Raw genomic sequence first — 16,378 nt, 5'->3', positions numbered from 1 at the left:
CATGGTCGAACCGCACACCCCCCGCTCACTGATCGTCACCCTCTACGGTGCGTACGGCCGCACCCCGGGCGACGTCCCGATGCCGGTGGCGGAACTCGTCCGGCTGCTGGGCGCCGTCGGCGTGGAGGCCCCCGCCGTCCGGTCCTCCGTCTCCCGGCTGAAGCGGCGCGGACTGCTCGTCGCGGCCCGGACGCCGGGCGGGGCGGCCGGATACGCGCTCTCGGCCGATGCCCGCCAGCTGCTCGACGACGGCGACCGGCGGATCTACCGGCGGCCGGACCCGCGGATCGAGGACGGCTGGGTGCTCGCCGTGTTCTCCGTACCGGAGGCCGAACGCCACAAGCGGCATCTGCTGCGCTCGCGGCTGTCCGGGCTCGGCTTCGGCACCGCCGCACCCGGTGTGTGGATCGCGCCGGCGGCACTGCACGAGGAGACGCGGCACACCCTGGAGCGCCTCGGCCTCGCGCCGTACGTGGACCTGTTCCGCGGTGACCATCTGGGATTCACGGCCACAGGCGAGTCGGTGGCCCGCTGGTGGGACCTCGACGCGGTGGCCCGGCTGCACGACCAGTTCCTGGAGCGCCACGAACCGGTGCTGCGGTCCTGGGAGGCGCGTCCGGCCGGATCGCCTGTCCCGGAGACTGCGTACCGGGACTACCTGATGGCACTGGACTCCTGGCGGCAGGTGCCGTACGCGGATCCGGGGCTTCCGAGGGAACTGCTTCCGGAGAAGTGGCCGGGCGGCAGATCGGCGGAAGTCTTCGGGCTGTTGCACGAGCGGTTGCGGGATGCGGGGGCGGAGTTCGTCCGCGGATAAACCGCTGCCCCGACCGTGGTGCGCCCGGCAGAATGCGGACGCATGACCTGGACCTTCACTGACGACGTCGACGTGTTCCTCGACAAAGCCGGCCCCTCGCTGGCCGCCCGCCCGGCCGAGAGCACGGTCGTGCTGACCGTCACCGCGGCCCTGCGCCGCCACGGCCCGCACACCTATGGCGACCACGCCCCGGTGATGGGCTGGTGGCGCGGTGCCGACGGCGAGGTGGCGGGCACCCTGCTGCACACGCCGCCCTACCCGGCGACGCTGAACGCGCTCGCCCCGGAGGCGGTGGGTCCGTTGATGGACGCCCGTCGGCTCACCCGCGTCAACGCGGACCGGGCCACCGCTCGGGCGGTGACGGCCCACTGGCCGGGACACCGTGTCGACGAGGAGCAGCGGCTCTACCGGCTGGGCGAGTTGACCCCGCCGTCGCCCGCTCCCGGCGGCCGCGCAAGGGCGGCGGCCCCTGCGGACCGGGAGCTGCTGCTGCGCTGGTACGCCGGGTTCGCCGTCGACATCGGCGGGCCGGGCGGGCACGGCGAACGTCATGGGCGGGCGGTCGACGAGCGGACGGCGGAGGGCCGGCTGACGCTCTGGGAGGACGGCGGTGTCCCCGTGTCGATGGCAGGCATCTCGCTGCAGCTCGCGGGCACCGCGCGCGTCGCTCCCGTCTACACCCCGCCGGAGCACCGCGGCCGCGGCTACGCGGCGGCGGTGACCGCCGAGGTCAGCCGCGCCGCCCGGGAGGCTGGTGCTGACGAGGTGCTGCTCTTCACCGATCTCGCCAACCCGACGAGCAACGGTGTGTACACGCGCATCGGCTACCGCGCGGTCTCGGACCGGCTGGTGGTCAGCGCCGAGGAGGCGAGCGATGGATGAACCGCCCGAGCCGGTGTGGATGGTCGCGGCGAACGTGGTGCGATGGCGGCGGTACGGGGATCTGGGGCAGGAGTTCCGGCCCGGCACGAAGGCGTTCAGGGGCGGGGCGAAGGTCTACGTCCTGGACACCTACCCCGGGACGGGCAACGAGCAGCTGACCGCGGTGGGCCGCGGCCGGCACACCGGGCGCTGGATCACCATCGACACCGGGACCCGGCATCTGCACACCTTCCGACCGCAGTCGGTGTACTCCCCGGCCGTACTCCGACGGTGTGCGGGGATGCTCCCGCGGACGCGTGAGGAGGCGGCGGAACTGGCGGAACGGCTGCAACGCATCGCGCGCACCGGGCGCCACACCCACCACGCCGCCGCGCACCCCGATCCCTGCCTCTGCCACGAGTGCCTGCCGCTCAGTCCAGGGTGAGCCGCGGCTTCGGTGCGTCGGTACGGCCGGTCGGCGGGGTCCGGCTGCCCGCGCGGTACGGGAGCGGCCAGGGCGCGCTCGCTCCGGAGTAGCCCTGGTCGGCCGCAGCGTGGAGCGTCCAGTGCGGGTCGTACAGATGCGGGCGGGCCAGAGCGCAGAGGTCGGCGCGGCCCGCTAGCAGCAGCGAGTTCACGTCGTCCCAGGAGGAGATGGCGCCGACGGCGATGACGGGCACGCACAGGGCGTTGCGGATCCGGTCGGCGTACGGGGTCTGGTACGAGCGCCCGTACTCGGGCCGTTCGGAGGGGACGACCTGGCCGGTGGAGACGTCGATGGCGTCGGCGCCGTGCGCGACGAACGCGCGGGCGATCTCGACGGCGTCCTCGCCCGTCGTCCCGCCGTCGGCCCAGTCCGTCGCGGAGATCCGGACAGTCATCGGCCGGTCGTCGGGCCACCGTTCGCGGACCGCGTCGAAGACCTCCAGCGGGAAGCGGAGCCGGTTCGCCGGAGTGCCGCCGTACGCGTCGGTGCGGTGGTTGGTGAGCGGGGAGAGGAATCCGGAGAGCAGGTAGCCGTGGGCGCAGTGGAGTTCGAGGAGGTCGAACCCGCAGGTGTCTGCCCGCTCGGCGGCGGACGCGAACTGCTCGCGGACAGCCTTCAGACCGGCGTGGTCCAGTGCGTGCGGGACCTGGTTGACACCCGGAGCGTACGGGAGCGGGGAGGCGGCGGCGAGCGGCCAGTTGCCGTCGTCCAGCGGCTTGTCGATGCCTTCCCACATGAGCTTGGTGGAGCCCTTGCGGCCGGAGTGGCCCAGCTGGACTCCGACAGCGGTGCCCGGCGATCCGGCGTGCACGAAGTCGGTGATCCTGGTCCAGGCGGCCGCCTGCTCATCGGTGTAGAGGCCGGTGCAGCCCGGGGTGATGCGGCCCTCGGGGCTCACGCACACCATTTCCGTCATGACCAGCCCGGCACCCCCGAGAGCGCGCGCCCCGAGGTGGACGAGGTGGAAGTCGCCCGGGACGCCGTCGGTGGCGGAGTACATGTCCATGGGCGAGACGACGACCCGGTTGCGCAGCTCCAGGCCCCGCAGCCGCAGCGGGGTGAACATCGGCGGGGTGCCGGGGGCGCAGCCGAACTCGTCCTCGACGGCCGCGGTGAACGAGGCGTCGCGCAGCCGCAGATTGTCATGGGTGACGCGGCGGCTGCGGGTGAGGAGGTTGAAGGCGAACTGGCGGGGCGGCTGGTCGACGTACGTGCCCAGCTCCTCGAACCAGCGCAGGCTGGCCGCGGCGGCGCGCTGGGTCGACTCGACGACGGGCCGGCGCTCACCCTCGTACGCGGCGAGAGCGGCGGACAGGCCGGGCTGTTCCTCGATGCAGGCGGCGAGGGCGAGGGCGTCCTCGACGGCGAGTTTCGTGCCGGAGCCGATGGAGAAGTGCGCGGTGTGGGCGGCGTCGCCGATGAGAACGGTGTTCCCGTGCGACCAGTGCTTGTTGACGACGGTACGGAAGGTGAGCCAGGAGGAGCTGTTGGAGCGCAGCGGGCGGTGGCCGAGGGCGTCGGCGAAGATCTTGGCGCAGTGCCGGGTCGACTCGTCGGGGTCGCAGGTGTCGAATCCGGCCGCGCGCCAGACCTCTTCGCGCATCTCGACGATGACGGTCGAGGCATCGGGAGAGAAGGGGTAGGCGTGCAGTTGCATCACGCCGTACGCCGTCTCGGCGGTCTCGAAGCGGAACGCGTCGAGGGCGAAGTCCGCGGCGAGCCAGATGTACCGGCAGCGGTGGGTGGTGAGGCGGGGCCCGAAGCTCTCGGCGTGCGTGTCGCGGGTGAGGCTGTGCACGCCGTCGGCCGCGATCACCAGGTCGTAGGAGGCGGCGAGTTCGGCGGCGGGCGGCGCCTCCTCGCGGAAGCGCAGCCGCACCCCGAGGCCGGCGCAGCGTGCGTGCAGGATCTCAAGCAGCCGGCGGCGGCCGAGTGCGGCGAAGCCGTGGCCGCCGGAGGTCTGGGTGTGGCCGCGGTGGACGATGTCGATGTCGTCCCAGCGGACGAACTCGCGCTGGAGTGCGGCGTGGACTGCGGGGTCGGCGTGCTCGATGCCGCCGAGGGTCTCGTCGGAGAGGACGACGCCGAAGCCGAAGGTGTCGTCGGGGGCGTTGCGCTCCCAGAGGGTGATCTCCCGCTCCGGGCCGAGCCGCTTGAGCAGTGCCGCGGCGTAGAGCCCGCCGGGTCCGCCGCCGATGACGGCGATCCGGCGGAGTGTGTTCGCCTCCCTGCCGTGGGGCAAGGGGCCGGGGCGCCGGACTTCGGGGGGTGTCACCCGGATCACCGGCCCTGCCATTTCGGCGGCCGTTTCTCGGTGAACGCGGCGTGGAACTCGGTGTAGTCCTCGCCGTGCATCAGAAGGGCCTGGGTGGCGGCGTCCATCTCCACGGCGGCGGCCAGCGGCATGTCCAGTTCGGCGGTGAGCAGCGCCTTGGTCTGGGCGAGGGCGAGCGCGGGCCCGTCCGCGAGGCGGCGGGCGAGCGCCGCGGCCCGTGCGTCGGCCCCGCCCTCCTCGGCCAGTTCGCTGATCAGCCCGATGCGCTCGGCCTCGGGGGCGCGGACCGGTTCGCCCAGCATCAGCAGCCGGGTGGCGTGGCCGAGGCCGACGACCCGGGGCAGCAGGTAGGCCGCGCCCATGTCCCCGCCGGAGAGCCCGACGCGGGTGAACAGGAAGGCGAACCGGGCCGAGGGGTCGGCGACCCGGAAGTCGGCGGCCAGCGCGAGAACGGCGCCCGCTCCGGCGGCGACCCCGTGCACGGCCGCGACGACGGGGAACGGGCACTCCCGCAGGGCCCGTACGACCTGACCCGTCATCCGGTTGAAGTCCAGCAGCTGGGCGGTGTCCATCGCGAGGGTGGCGCCGATGATCTCGTCCACGTCGCCGCCCGAGCAGAAGCCGCGCCCCTCACCGGCCAGCACCAGGGCCCGCACGGAGCGCTCCCGCGCCAGCTCGGCCAGGAGGTCGCGCAGATCCGCGTAGGCGCCGAAGGTCAGCGCGTTCAGCTTCTCGGGCCGGGCGAGGGTGACGGTGGCGACGCCGTCCTGCGTCGTGACCCGCAGATGGCGCCAGTTCTCCGTGGGGGAAGCGGAGCTGGGAAACGGACTCATCGAGGGTGGTCCCCTTCGGCCGTCGGGCTGCTGCCTGACCCCGAATTTATCACTCGTACGTGACTTCCGTCACGAGTACGCGATAAGTGGAGCGTGAAACCGGAGTGACGAACGTCCCCTTCGTACCGGTCGGCAGGCCCTTGCCCGTGTCATGGGGATTCGTAAGGTTGAAACCAAGAAGTTTTGAGCTCCGGAACTCTTGAGCCCAGGACTGTTGACGCTCTCCCGAACGGAAGCCCTGCCGTGCCGCCCGATGCCTCCGCACCCGCCGCCTGGCGTATCGCACTGCCGCACTCCGCGGCCGCAGTGCCGATCGCCCGCGCGCTGATCCGTTCGGTGCTGGCGTCCATCGGCCCGGACTCCGACGCCCCCGCCGACAGCGACACCGCCGAACTGCTGACCGCGGAGCTGGTCGCCAACGCCGTGGAGCACACCCCCGGCGACGAGCCCGTCGAGCTGGTGGTGGAGCTCCTGCCGACCGGGTGCCAGGTGGAGGTGCACGACGGCGATCCGGCCCCGCCGGGCGATCTGTCCCGCCCGGAGCCGGGCTGGACGCCCGATCCGTGGCAGGAGCACGGCCGGGGGCTGCTGCTGATCCGTACCCTCAGCTCGTCCTGCGGTCACCGCACGACGGAGCGCGGCAAGGCGGTGTGGTTCACCCTGCCGTCGCTCACCCGCCCGACGGCCTGACCCGGCGGACCGCTCAGCCGCCGGCCCGGCCCGCCAGCCGCGAACGGCTGCGCCCGTAGCCGGCGTACACCGCCGCACCGGCCACCAGGAACACCGCGAACTGCACCCAGGTCGACCAGCCGGTCCCGTACATCAGATACACGCAGAAGCCGACGCCGAGGAGCGGGCTGAGCGGGTGGAGCGGGACCCGGAACGAGCCCTTCACCTCCGGATTGCGGCGGCGCAGCACGATCACGGCGACATTGACCGCGACCATCGTGGCCAGCGTCCCGATGGTGGTCAGGTTCACCACCACGTCGAGCGAGGAGAAGGCCGCCGGAACGGCGAAGACGCCGGCGACGATCCAGGTGTTGGCGACCGGCGTCGCGGTGCGCGGTGAGACCCGTTCGAAGACCCGCGGGACCAGGCCGTCGCGCGACATGGACATCAGGATGCGGGTCTGCCCGTACATCACCGCGAGGACGACCGAGGCGATGGCGACGACCGCACCGAACGCGATGATGCCGCCGCCGACCGTCGATTCGGTGACCTGGTCCACGATCAGCGAGAGCGCGGCAGGCTTGTCGGAGACGGCGTCCGGGCCGAGGGCGCCGATCGCGGCGAGGGCGACCGCGCAGTAGAGCAGCGTGACCAGGCCGATGCAGATCATGATCGCGATCGGAATGTTCCGCCGTGGGTTCTTGACCTCCTCGCCCGTGGTGGTGATGGCGTCGAACCCGATGTACGAGAAGAACGCCAGCGAGGCGCCCGCGGTGACGCCGCCCGCGCCATGGGACACGAACGGCGTGAGGTTGTCGTGCTCGAAGGCCGTGAAGGCGATGACGCAGAACATGATCAGAATGGTGATCTTGAGGACGGCCATCGCCGCCGTGGCCCCGGCGCTCTCCCGGACGCCGCGCACCAGCAGCGTCGCGGCCATCATCACCACGAGCACGGCCGGCAGGTTGATCACACCGCCGTCGCCGGGACCGGCGGAGAGCGCGGCCGGCAGCTGCCATCCGAAGAGGCTGTCGAGCAGCTCGTTGACGTACTGGCTCCAGCCCACCGCCACCGCGGAGACGGACACGCCGTACTCCAGGAGCAGGCACCAGCCGACGAGGAAGGCCGTGCGCTCGCCGAGCGTGGCGTAGGCGAAGGAGTACGAGCTGCCGGACACTGGAATCGCGCTGCCCAGCTCGGCGAACGAGAACGCGGTGAAGATGCAGGTGACGGCCGCGAGGGCGAAGGACAGCACGACCGCGGGACCGGCCTCGGCCACGCTGTCGGACAGGCCGACGAAGATGCCGGTGCCGACGACCGCGCCGACCCCGAAGCACACCAGCTGGAAGAGCCCCATGGTGCGCTTGAGCCCGTGGCCCTCCAGGTCGGCGCCGGACTCGGCGATCAGCTGGTGCGGGTCCTTGACGCGGTGTGGCGGGCCGGGCAGGCGCAGGGGGCTCACGGCGGTGGTCTCATCTCTGGCGGTGCAGGTGGGGGGATGGTGCGGCAACGGCAGTGGGGGCCGGTCGCCGCACACGAAAATGGGGTTCGAGCGTGCGAGCCCGAACCCCACCAACGGGGACCATATTAGGCCCCCTGCGCATATTCACCCAATTAGGTGCATTCTCATGCGGCACCACCGCGTCAGCGCGTGGCCATCGTCGCGACCAGGACGGCCTTGATCGTGTGCATCCGGTTCTCGGCCTCGTCGAAGACGACGGAGTGCGCGGACTCGAAGACCTCGTCACTGACCTCCAGCTCGGTCAGACCGTGCCGGGCGTGGATCTCGCGCCCCACCTTGGTGCCGAGGTCGTGGAAGGCCGGGAGGCAGTGCAGGAACTTCACGTCGGAGTTGCCGGTGGCCCGCAGGACGTCCATGGTGACGGCGTACGGCGCGAGGGCGGCGATGCGCTCGTCCCAGACCTCCTTGGGCTCACCCATCGAGACCCAGACGTCGGTGGCGACGAAGTCCGCGCCGCGCACCCCCTCTGCGATGTCCTCGGTGAGCGTGACCGTCGCACCGCTGGCCACGGCGAGCTCACGGGCCTGTGCGACGACGGCATCGGCGGGCCAGTAGGCCTTCGGCGCGACGATGCGCACGTCCATGCCCAGCAGGGCGCCGGTGACGAGGTAGGAGTTGCCCATGTTGAACCGGGCGTCGCCGAGGTAGGCGAAGGCGATGCGCTCCAGCGGCTTCGCGCTGTGCTCGGTCATCGTGAGGACGTCGGCGAGCATCTGCGTGGGGTGCCAGTCGTCGGTCAGCCCGTTGAAGACCGGCACACCGCCGTGGGCCGCCAGCTCCTCGACGGCGTCCTGGCTGTCGCCGCGGTACTCGATGCCGTCGAACATCCGGCCGAGGACGCGGGCGGTGTCCTTCACGGACTCCTTGTGCCCCATCTGCGAGCCGGAGGGGTCGAGGTAGGTGGTGGAGGCCCCCTGGTCGGCGGCTGCCACCTCGAACGCGCAGCGGGTACGGGTCGAGGTCTTCTCGAAGATCAGCGCGATGTTCCGGCCGCGGAGCTGCTGGACCTCGGTCCCCGACTTCTTCGCGGCCTTGAGCTCGGCGGCCAGGGCGATCAGGCCGCGGAGCTCCTCGGCCGTGAAGTCCAGCTCCTTGAGGAAGTGGCGGCCTGCGAGGTCTATGGCCATGGTGACTGCTCCTGGGTCGGACGGGGAGGCATACGGTAACCCTGGAAGTCTATACGACGCAATGCATCGCTATACAGAGACAGTGCATCACTGCCGCTGTACAGCGGCAGTGATGCACTGCCCCGCCCGCGGACTGCCGCCCGCCCTCGCCGTACGCCCCGCCTACACCGGATCCCTGACCACCGGGCAGCTCATGCAGCGGGGCCCGCCCCGGCCCCGGCCCAGTTCGCTGCCGCGGATCTCGATGACCTCGATGCCTTCCTTGCGCAGATGGGTGTTGGTGGTGGCGTTGCGCTCGTAGGCGACGACGACACCCGGTTCGACGGCCAGCACGTTGCAGCCGTCGTCCCACTGCTCGCGCGCGGCCGCGTGCACGTCCTGGGTGGCGGTCAGGACCCGGATCTCGTCCAGCCCCAGCGCCTCGGCGATGGCGCGGTGCATGTGCTCGGGCGGATGGTCGGTGACCTTGAGATCGCGCGGCCCGTCCCCGGGTTCGATGGTGTACGAGCGGAGCATGCCCAGGCCCGCGTACTTGGTGAAGGTGTCCCCGTCGACCATCGTCATCACCGTGTCGAGGTGCATGAAGGCCCGGCTCTTGGGCATGTCGAGCGCCACGATCGTCCGGGCGGACCCGGCGTCGAAGAGGCCTCGGGCCAGCATCTCCACCGCCTGCGGGGTGGTGCGTTCGCTCATCCCGATGAGCACGGCCCCCTGGCCGATGACGAGGACGTCGCCGCCCTCGATGGTGGAGGGGTAGTCGTCCTGGCCCTCCGACCAGTGGTGGAAGGCGCCCGCGTCGGGGCCCGTGAAGAGCGGGTGGTGGCGGTAGATCGCCTCGAAGTGGACGGTCTCGCGCTGCCGGGCCGGCCAGCGCATGGCGTTGATGGAGACGCCGTCGTAGATCCAGGCCGAGGTGTCGCGGGTGAAGAGGTGGTTGGGCAGTGGGCCGAGGAGGAAGTCGTCCAGGTCCATGACGTGGAAGCGCACGGAGGTCGGCTCGCGGTACCGCTCCAGGAACTCCCGCTTCGTCATCCCGCCGACCAGCGCCTCGCAGAGGTCGGCGGTGGACAACTCCTCGAAGGCGGCCCGCAGGTGCTCGGTGGCCAGCGGACCGTACTCCTTCTCCGCGAAGACCCGGTCCAGTACGAGCCGTCGGGCCACGGGAATCTCCAGCGCCTCCCGGAGCAGGTCACCGAAGAGGTGCACCTCCACCCCGCGGTCGCGCAGCACGTCCGCGAAGCCGTCGTGCTCCTGGCGGGCCCGGCGCACCCACAGCACGTCGTCGAAGAGCAGCGCGTCCTTGTTGCCCGGAGTGAGCCGTTTCAGTTCCAGATCGGGGCGGTGCAGGATGACGCGGCGCAGCCGCCCGGCCTCGGAGTCGACATGGAATCCCATGTCCTCATCCTCACCGCGCGGGACACCGTTCACCCGGCGAATCGCCAGCAGGTTCTGCCGACGGGCCGGGACCCCTCACGGTCCGGCCCGTCGCCGGGGCACTACAGCCGCGGGTCCACCGGCTCCGACTCCAGCGCCAGAACCGCGAACACCGCCTCATGGACCCGCCACAGCGGCTCCCCCTCGGCCAGCCGGTCCAGGGCTTCCAGGCCAAGGGCGTACTCGCGCAGGGCGAGCGACCGCTTGTGGCCGAGGAAGCGCCCGCGCAGCCGGTCCAGGTTCTCCGGGCGGGTGTACTCGGGGCCGTAGATGATCCGCAGGTACTCCCGGCCGCGCACCTTGATCCCGGGCTGTACGAGGCGGTCCTGCCCGTCCCTGACGAGCGCGCCGAGCGGCTTGACGACCATTCCCTCGCCGCCGCGGCCGGTCATCTCCAGCCACCACTCGACGCCGGAGCGGACCGACTCCTCGTCGGCGGTGTCGACGACAAGCCGCCGGGTGACCTGGAGCAGTCCGGTGGGGTCGTGCTCCACCAGCCGGTCCAGCCAGGCCAGCTGCTCGTCGTGCGGTACGGAGGCGAGCGAACGGCCCTGCACCGCGAGGATCTGGAACGGCGCGAGGCGCACCCCGTCCAGGCCTTCGGTGCTCCAGCAGTACCGGCGATAGGCCTCGGTGAACGCGGCCGCGTCCTCGGCCCGCCCCCGCTGCCGCGCCGCGAGCGCACCGACGTCGATGCCGCGTGCCGCAGCCGCCGCGAGCGCCCCGGTGGCGGCCGGGAAGACGGCGCCGGACGCGGCACCGACCGCCGCGTACTGCGAGCGGAGCAGTCCGGCCGCCTTCAGCGACCAGGGCATCAGCTCGGCGTCGAGCAGCACCCAGTCCGTGTCCCACTCCTCCCACAGCCCGGCAGCGGTGACGGCCGCGCGCAGCCGGCCCAGCACGTCCTCGGTGAGCGCGGGATCGTCCAGGAACGGCCGTCCGGTTCGGGTGTGCAGCGCACCCGTCGGGCCGCCCTCGCCGGAGTCGCCCGTGCCGAAGCGCTCCCGCGCCGCGTCCGCGTCCCGGCAGACCAGGGCCACGGCCCTGGAGCCCATGTGCTTCTCCTCGCACACGACCTCGGCCACGCCGTCCGCCCGGTACTGCGCGAACGCCTCGGCCGGGTGCTCCAGATACCCCTCCTCGTGCGAGGTGGCGGTCGGCGCCATCGTCGGCGGGAGATAGGCGAGCAGCCGGGGGTCGACGGCGAACCGGCTCATGACCTCCAGCGCCGCCGCGGCGTTCTCCTCGCGCACCGCGATCCGGCCCATGTGCCGGGTCTCCACGACCCGTCGGCCCTGCACATCGGCGAGGTCGAGCGGCCGGCCCTCCCGGCCGCCCGGCGCCTCCGTGGTCAGCGGCTTCACGGGCTCGTACCAGACCTGCTCGGCCGGTACGTCGACCAGCTCACGCTCCGGCCAGCGCAGCGCGGTCATCTTTCCGCCGAACACGGCCCCGGTGTCCAGGCAGATGGTGTTGTTGATCCATGAGGTGGTCGGCACGGGGGTGTGGCCGTAGACCACGGTGGCGCGGCCGCGGTAGTCCTCCGCCCAGGGGTAGCGCACCGGAAGCCCGAACTCGTCGGTCTCGCCGGTCGTGTCGCCGTAGAGCGCGTGCGAACGGACCCGCCCGGAGGTGCGCCCGTGGTACTTCTCGGGCAGACCGGCGTGGCAGACGACCAGCTTGCCCTCGTCCAGCACGTAATGGCTGACGAGGCCGTCGATGAACACCCTCACCTGCTCCCGGAATTCCGGGTTCTCGGCGTCCTCCCGCTCCAACTGCTCGATCGTCTCGGCGAGCCCGTGGGTCTGCTGGACCTTGCGGCCCTTGAGGTAACGGCCGAGCTTGTTCTCGTGGTTGCCCGGCACGCAGAGCGCGTCGCCGTCCGAGACCATGGACATGACGCGGCGCAGCACACCTGGGCTGTCGGGCCCGCGGTCGACGAGGTCGCCGACGAACACCGCCGTACGCCCTTCCGGGTGCGAGCCGTTCACGTAGCCGAGCTTGCCGAGCAGGGTCTCCAGCTCGGAGCTGCAGCCGTGGATGTCACCGATGATGTCGAAGGGACCGGTGAGGTGGCGGAGGTCGTTGTAACGGCGCTCCAGGACCACTTCGGTGTGCTCGGCCTCCTCCTCGGTGCGCAGGACATGGACCTTGCGGAAGCCCTCGCGCTCCAGGCCGCGCAATGACCGGCGCAGCTCCCGGCGGTGGCGCTGGACGACGTGGCGGGGCATGTCGGCACGGTCCGGGCGGGCCGCGTTGCGTGCGAGGCAGACCTCTTCGGGCAGGTCGAGGACGATCGCGATGGGCAGCACGTCGTGCTCCCGGGCCAGCTGGACCAGCTGGCGGCGGCTCTCCGACTGGACGTTGGTGGCGTCGACGACGGTCAGCCGTCCCGCTGCCAGGCGCTTGCCCGCGATGTAGTGCAGGACGTCGAAGGCGTCCCGGCTGGCGCTCTGGTCGTTCTCGTCGTCGGCGACCAGGCCCCTGCAGAAGTCGGAGGAGATGATCTCGGTCGGCTTGAAGTGCCTGTGGGCGAAGGTGGACTTGCCCGAGCCGCTCGCCCCGATGAGAACGACGAGGGAGAGGTCCGTCACCGGCAGGACACGCGCGGTGCTGCCGCCGGTGGTGTCACGGGTGGCGTCGCTGGTGCTGTCGCCGGTGGTGTCACGGGTGGCGTCGCTGGTGCTGTCGCTGGTGCCGTCGCTGGTGCTGTCGCTCGTGCCGTCGTTGGTACTGCTCATGCTGCCTTCGCCTCCTTCTCGCTCTTCGTGGCCTTCGTGGGCTTCGTGGCCTTGTCCGTCTTGTCGGGCGTCTCGGTCTTGTCGACGTTCGCGGCAGCACCGGGCATCTCGGTGTTGTCGGCGTTCACGGCCGCGCCGGCCTTCTCCGTCGCGCCCGACCTCCCGGTCCCGTCCACACTCTCGGCCACGTCGGCCACGTCGGCCGCGGTCATCGTGAACACGGCCAGCTGGGTGGGCGGACCCACCTCGGGGTCGTCGGGGCCCACCGGGACGAACTCCACCCCGTACCCGTGCCTGTGGGCCACTTCGCCGGCCCAGTCCCGGAATTCGGCCCGCGTCCACTCGAAGCGGTGGTCGCCGTGCCGGACGTGCCCGGCCGGGAGGGTCTCCCAGCGGACGTTGTACTCGACGTTCGGCGTGGTCACGAGCACCGTGCGGGGGCGGGCCACGCCGAACACCGCGTACTCCAGAGCCGGCAGCCGCGGCAGGTCGAGGTGCTCCACGACCTCGCTCAGCACCGCCGCGTCGTATCCCTTGAGCTGCTTGTCCGTGTACGTGAGCGAGCCCTGTCTGAGCGTCACCCGGGCGGCCTGCCGCTCCCCCATCCGGTCCAGCTTCAGCCTCCGCGAGGCGATCGTCAGGGCGCGCATCGAGACGTCGACGCCGACGATCTCGGTGAAGCGCACATCCTTGAGCAGGGCCTGCACCAACTGGCCCTGACCGCAGCCCAGGTCGAGCACCCGGCTCGCCCCGGCAGCGGTCAGCGCCGCCAGGATCGCGGCCCTGCGCTGCTCGGCGAGCGGCACCGGCCGCTCCTCGGTGTCGGCCGTCTCGTCGACGGCGTTGTCGATGTTCTCGACGTCCAGGTCGTCGGACTCGGCCAGCCGCACCAGTTCCAGCCGCTGCATCGCCTGCCGGGTCAGCCCCCAGCGCCGCGACAGGTAACGGCTGGTGATCAGCTTCTGCTCCGGGTGGTCCGCCAGCCAGCCCTCACCCGCCCGCAGCAGCTTGTCCACCTCGTCCGGCGCCACCCAGTAGTGCTTGGCGTCGTCGAGTACCGGCAGCAGGACGTACAGCTGGCGCAACGCGTCCGCGAGCCTCAACTCGCCTTCCAGTACGAGCTGTACGTAACGCGAGTCCCCCCACTCGGGGAACTGCTCGTCCAGCGGTACGGCCACCGCGTCCACCCTCGACCAGCCGAGCGGCCCGAAGAGCTTGCGCACCAGCTCGGCACCACCACGGGCCGGGAGGGCGGGCACCTCGATCCGCAGCGGCATCGGTGCCGCCGCCCGCTCGGGCATCGTCTTGCAGGTGCCGCTCAGCGCGGACTTGAAGACGGTGCTCATCGCGACGGAAAGCAGCGAGGACGCGGCGTAGGGGCGGTCGTTGACGTACTGCGCGAGTGCCGCGTCGGGGGCACCACCGCGGCCCTTGCCCTTGCCCCGCCGCACCAGCGCCACGGGATCCACCTCCAGCAGCAGGGCTGCCGTGCAGTGCTCCGCGGACGCCTCGGGATAGAAGACGTGCGCGGTGCCATGGGAGGTGGAATACGTCTGCGCCTTCTCGGGATGCTTGTGCAGCAGGAAGCCGAGATCGGTGGCGGGACGCTCCGGGGTGCCGGTGGTACTGATCGTCAGGAACACGCGTCCGAGTATGGTCCGGTTCATTCGCCCTCACCAGGCATTTTCACCCCCCGGGCTCGGTTGCCGCTCCTCCTTCGCCGAGCAGCGCGGCCAGTTCCGCGATGGTGGCCGGACCGACGCGGCAGCAGCCGCCGACCAGCCGAGCCCCGGCGTTCTGCCAGGCCCTGACCCGGCCGGGGTCGAACGTGGCGCTCCCGGCCCATCTCCTTCCGTTCGCATCCCAGCGCTCACCGCTGTTCGGGTAGACGACGACCGGCTTCCCGGTCGTCTCCGCCGCCATCCGGACCGCCCCGTCCGCGTCGGCCGGGTCGCAGCAGTTCACCCCTGCCGCCACCACCTGCTCCTCTCCGTCGACGAGGGCGAACGCCTCCTCCAGACGCTGCCCGGCCCTGGTCCGGTCGCCGGCCACGGTGTACGAGAGCCAGACCGGCAGCCCGCACTCCCCCGCCACCCGCAACAGCGCCTGCGCCTCGTCCGTGTCCGGCACCGTCTCCAGCGCGAGCACATCGGGGCCGGCTGCGGCCAGGGCCTCGATCCGGGGGCGGTGGAAGCGCTCCAGCTCCCGGACCGTGAGCCCGTAGCGGCCCCGGTACTCCGCCCCGTCCGCCGTGACCGCCCCGTACGGGCCGACCGAGGCGGCGACCCAGACGTCCCGGTCCACCGCCTCCGCCGCCCGACGAGCCAGCTCCACGCTGCGGGCGAAGAGCCCGGCCGCCTCCGCCCGCCCGATCCCGCGCTGCCTGAACCCTTCGAAACTCGCCTGGTAACTGGCGGTGATGAGCACCTGCGCGCCCGCCCGCACATACGCCCCGTGCGCCGCCTCGATCTGCTCCGGCCCGTCGGCGAGCAGCCGGGCGGACCACAGCGCGTCGGAGAGATCGCAGCCCTGCGCCTCCAACTGGTTGGAGAGCCCTCCGTCGAGCAGAACCGGGCCCTCGTCGAGCGCCGCTGCGAGCGTTCCGGAGGGAGGCACGGCGGATCGGCCGGAGTGGCGGGCGGGTGACACAGTGGCTCCTCTCTCAGTTGAGCTGGGACTGGACCTGCGACGAGATCAGCTCCAGGTGCTCCAGGTCATCAAGGTCCAGTACCTGGAGGTAGATACGAGACGCCCCGATCGCACCGAACCGGCCGATCTTGTCGACCACCTCGGCGGGCGAGCCGGCCAGTCCGTTGGCCTTCAGCTCCGCCACGTCCCGTCCGATGACGGCGGCCCGGCGCGCCACCTCCGCATCGTCCTTGCCGACGCAGACGACCAGGGCGTTGGAGTACACCAGATCGTCCGGGCGCCTGCCCGCCTCCGCGACCGCCGCCCTGACCCGGCCGAACTGCTTCTCGCTGTCATCCAGTGAGGCGAAGGGGATGTTGAACTCGTCGGCGTACTGAGCGGCCAGCCGCGGCGTCCGCTTCGCGCCGTGTCCGCCGATCAGCACCGGCACCTTGGCCTGCGCGGGCTTGGGCAGCGCAGGCGAGTCCGTGAGCTGGTAGTACGTGCCGTCGTAGCTGAACGTCTTGCCGACCTCGGTGGCCCACAGACCGGTGACGATCGCCAGCTGCTCCTCCAGCCGGCCGAACTTCTCCTTGGGGAAGGGAATGCCGTACGCCTTGTGCTCCTCCTCGAACCAGCCGGCCCCCAGGCCCAGTTCGACGCGGCCGCCGGACATCTGGTCGACCTGGGCCACCTGGATGGCGAGCACTCCGGGCAGCCGGAACGTCCCCGCCGTCATCAGTGTGCCGAGGCGGATCCGCTTGGTCTCGCGCGCCAGTCCGGCCAGCGTGATCCATGCGTCCGTCGGACCGGGGAGGCCGTCGCCCTGCCCCATGCGCAGATAGTGGTCGGACCGGTAGAAGGCATCGAAACCGAGGTCCTCGGCCGCCTTCGCGACGGTGAGCAGTGTGTCGTAGCTCGCCCCTTGCTGGGGCTCGGTGAAGATTCGAAGATCCATGCCTCCATCCTGCACCTCCGGACGCC

At 71.6% G+C, this 16,378-nt stretch carries 13 protein-coding genes; 4 read left to right on the top strand and 9 right to left on the bottom strand.

Annotated elements, in window-relative coordinates; genetic code table 11:
• Nucleotide 1 precedes the first annotated feature (1 nt).
• Genes ABT025_RS25170 through ABT025_RS25160 form a run of 3 tightly spaced genes read left to right on the top strand, consistent with a single transcriptional unit; the run spans nucleotide 2 to nucleotide 2,123 of the window.
• A complete protein-coding gene (locus tag ABT025_RS25170; RefSeq protein ID WP_350998669.1) occupies nucleotides 2–817 on the top strand; it encodes a PaaX family transcriptional regulator in 816 nt (271 codons plus the stop codon).
• A 42-nt stretch (nucleotides 818–859) separates the two neighbouring features.
• Nucleotides 860–1,699: a GNAT family N-acetyltransferase gene (locus ABT025_RS25165; protein WP_350998666.1), complete on the top strand. Its 840-nt coding sequence runs from the start codon at nucleotides 860–862 to the stop codon at nucleotides 1,697–1,699.
• Nucleotides 1,692–2,123 (top strand): hypothetical protein, encoded by a 432-nt coding sequence (locus tag ABT025_RS25160; RefSeq protein ID WP_350998663.1) that lies wholly within the window; start codon nucleotides 1,692–1,694, stop codon nucleotides 2,121–2,123. The genes ABT025_RS25165 and ABT025_RS25160 overlap by 8 nt, the downstream gene beginning before the upstream one ends.
• On the opposite strand, the gene ABT025_RS25155 is transcribed toward ABT025_RS25160, so the two are convergent.
• Together ABT025_RS25155 and ABT025_RS25150 are read right to left on the bottom strand one after the other, a co-directional pair.
• Nucleotides 2,110–4,461: a bifunctional salicylyl-CoA 5-hydroxylase/oxidoreductase gene (locus tag ABT025_RS25155; RefSeq protein WP_502972024.1), complete on the bottom strand. Its 2,352-nt coding sequence runs from the start codon at nucleotides 4,459–4,461 to the stop codon at nucleotides 2,110–2,112. The genes ABT025_RS25160 and ABT025_RS25155 overlap by 14 nt on opposite strands.
• Nucleotides 4,446–5,273 carry an enoyl-CoA hydratase family protein gene (locus ABT025_RS25150; RefSeq protein ID WP_350998660.1) on the bottom strand — a complete coding sequence of 276 codons (828 nt, stop codon included), beginning with the start codon at nucleotides 5,271–5,273 and terminating at the stop codon, nucleotides 4,446–4,448. The genes ABT025_RS25155 and ABT025_RS25150 overlap by 16 nt, the downstream gene beginning before the upstream one ends.
• A 243-nt stretch (nucleotides 5,274–5,516) precedes the next feature.
• On the opposite strand from ABT025_RS25150, the gene ABT025_RS25145 reads away from it, so the two are divergent.
• Nucleotides 5,517–5,963, top strand: coding sequence for an ATP-binding protein (locus ABT025_RS25145; RefSeq protein WP_350998657.1), 447 nt, complete (start codon nucleotides 5,517–5,519; stop codon nucleotides 5,961–5,963).
• A 13-nt stretch (nucleotides 5,964–5,976) separates the two neighbouring features.
• Here the strand turns inward: ABT025_RS25145 and ABT025_RS25140 are convergent, their stop codons facing one another.
• The 7 genes from ABT025_RS25140 to ABT025_RS25110 all read right to left on the bottom strand — a co-directional run bounded on the left by ABT025_RS25140 (nucleotide 5,977) and on the right by ABT025_RS25110 (nucleotide 16,352).
• The gene (locus tag ABT025_RS25140; RefSeq protein WP_350998655.1) at nucleotides 5,977–7,404 is read right to left on the bottom strand and encodes an amino acid permease; all 1,428 of its coding nucleotides are present in this window, start codon (nucleotides 7,402–7,404) and stop codon (nucleotides 5,977–5,979) included.
• Between the two features lie 182 nt (nucleotides 7,405–7,586).
• A complete protein-coding gene (gene argF / locus ABT025_RS25135) occupies nucleotides 7,587–8,591 on the bottom strand; it encodes an ornithine carbamoyltransferase (protein ID WP_350998652.1) in 1,005 nt (334 codons plus the stop codon).
• Between the two features lie 162 nt (nucleotides 8,592–8,753).
• A complete protein-coding gene (locus ABT025_RS25130; RefSeq protein ID WP_350998646.1) occupies nucleotides 8,754–9,986 on the bottom strand; it encodes an arginine deiminase in 1,233 nt (410 codons plus the stop codon).
• A 101-nt stretch (nucleotides 9,987–10,087) separates the two neighbouring features.
• The gene (locus ABT025_RS25125; protein WP_350998641.1) at nucleotides 10,088–12,766 is read right to left on the bottom strand and encodes a polynucleotide kinase-phosphatase; all 2,679 of its coding nucleotides are present in this window, start codon (nucleotides 12,764–12,766) and stop codon (nucleotides 10,088–10,090) included.
• Nucleotides 12,763–14,409 carry a 3' terminal RNA ribose 2'-O-methyltransferase Hen1 gene (locus tag ABT025_RS25120; RefSeq protein ID WP_350998639.1) on the bottom strand — a complete coding sequence of 549 codons (1,647 nt, stop codon included), beginning with the start codon at nucleotides 14,407–14,409 and terminating at the stop codon, nucleotides 12,763–12,765. Before ABT025_RS25120 ends, ABT025_RS25125 begins: the two co-directional genes overlap by 4 nt.
• Nucleotides 14,410–14,452: 43 nt before the next feature.
• Nucleotides 14,453–15,415 carry a homocysteine S-methyltransferase gene (gene mmuM / locus ABT025_RS25115; RefSeq protein ID WP_502972023.1) on the bottom strand — a complete coding sequence of 321 codons (963 nt, stop codon included), beginning with the start codon at nucleotides 15,413–15,415 and terminating at the stop codon, nucleotides 14,453–14,455.
• 13 nt (nucleotides 15,416–15,428) lie between these two features.
• The gene (locus ABT025_RS25110) at nucleotides 15,429–16,352 is read right to left on the bottom strand and encodes an LLM class F420-dependent oxidoreductase (protein ID WP_350998636.1); all 924 of its coding nucleotides are present in this window, start codon (nucleotides 16,350–16,352) and stop codon (nucleotides 15,429–15,431) included.
• Nucleotides 16,353–16,378: the final 26 nt, after the last annotated feature.

Source organism: Streptomyces sp. NPDC002809 (assembly GCF_040295435.1).
Taxonomy (GTDB): domain Bacteria; phylum Actinomycetota; class Actinomycetes; order Streptomycetales; family Streptomycetaceae; genus Streptomyces.
This window is presented reverse-complemented; position numbering and strand designations above follow the sequence as displayed.